The sequence below is a fragment of the Mesobacillus thioparans genome (assembly GCF_965138835.1).
In the GTDB taxonomy this organism is placed as follows: domain Bacteria; phylum Bacillota; class Bacilli; order Bacillales; family Cytobacillaceae; genus Mesobacillus; species Mesobacillus thioparans.
In genome coordinates this window covers 1-1,588 of the sequence record NZ_CBCSFH010000029.1, presented here as the reverse complement: position 1 = coordinate 1,588, position 1,588 = coordinate 1, and the positions used below count along the sequence as shown (strand labels likewise).

The 1,588-nt window shown below is 50.3% G+C and carries 1 rRNA gene (cut by a window edge); it reads right to left on the bottom strand.

Annotation, left to right across the window (positions count from 1 at the left end):
• Positions 1-1,482 (bottom strand): 23S ribosomal RNA (locus ACNAZ4_RS23755); it reaches 1,557 nt to the left of the window's first position.
• Between the last annotated feature and the right edge of the window lie 106 nt (positions 1,483-1,588).

Genomic DNA, 1,588 nt, shown 5'->3' with positions numbered 1-1,588 from the left:
GCGTCCCCCCNNTGCTCAAACGATAAAGAGGTGGTACAGGAATATCAACCTGTTGTCCATCGCCTACGCCTTTCGGCCTCGGCTTAGGTCCCGACTAACCCTGAGAGGACGAGCCTTCCTCAGGAAACCTTAGGCATTCGGTGGATGGGATTCTCACCCATCTTTCGCTACTCATACCGGCATTCTCACTTCTAAGCGCTCCACCAGTCCTTACGGTCTGACTTCAACGCCCTTAGAACGCTCTCCTACCACTGACATCAGAGATGTCAATCCACAGCTTCGGTGATACGTTTAGCCCCGGTACATTTTCGGCGCAGAGTCACTCGACCAGTGAGCTATTACGCACTCTTTAAATGGTGGCTGCTTCTAAGCCAACATCCTGGTTGTCTAAGCAACTCCACATCCTTTTCCACTTAACGTATACTTTGGGACCTTAGCTGGTGGTCTGGGCTGTTTCCCTTTTGACTACGGATCTTATCACTCGCAGTCTGACTCCCACGGATAAGTCTTTGGCATTCGGAGTTTGTCTGAATTCGGTAACCCGATGAGGGCCCCTAGTCCAAACAGTGCTCTACCTCCAAGACTCTTACAACGTGAGGCTAGCCCTAAAGCTATTTCGGAGAGAACCAGCTATCTCCAAGTTCGATTGGAATTTCTCCGCTACCCACACCTCATCCCCGCACTTTTCAACGTGCGTGGGTTCGGGCCTCCAGTTGGTGTTACCCAACCTTCACCCTGGACATGGGTAGATCACCTGGTTTCGGGTCTACGACCACATACTCATTCGCCCTATTCAGACTCGCTTTCGCTGCGGCTCCGTCTTCTCAACTTAACCTTGCATGGGATCGTAACTCGCCGGTTCATTCTACAAAAGGCACGCCATCACCCATGAACGGGCTCTGACTACTTGTAGGCACACGGTTTCAGGATCTATTTCACTCCCCTTCCGGGGTGCTTTTCACCTTTCCCTCACGGTACTGGTTCACTATCGGTCACTAGGGAGTATTTAGCCTTGGGAGATGGTCCTCCCAGCTTCCGACGGGATTTCTCGTGTCCCGCCGTACTCAGGATCCACTCAGGAGGGAACGAAGTTTCAACTACAGGGTTTTTACCTTCTTTGACGGGCCTTTCCAGACCACTTCATTTACCCCGTTCCTTTGTAACTCCATGTAGAGTGTCCTACAACCCCAAGAGGCAAGCCTCTTGGTTTGGGCTATGTCCCGTTTCGCTCGCCGCTACTCAGGGAATCGCGTTTGCTTTCTCTTCCTCCGGGTACTTAGATGTTTCAGTTCCCCGGGTCTGCCTTCAATACCCTATGTATTCAGGTAAAGATACTGTTCCATTACGAACAGTGGGTTTCCCCATTCGGAAATCTCCGGATCAAAGCTTACTTACAGCTCCCCGAAGCATATCGGTGTTAGTCCCGTCCTTCATCGGCTCCTAGTGCCAAGGCATCCACCGTGCGCCCTTTCTAACTTAACCTAAAAGGTCATTTCTCTAATTGAATAGAGAGAAAACTAAAATGGCGATCACTCGGTTTTCTTCTTGGTTCTTCTTACTTACGATTATCTAGTTTTCAAGGAACAAA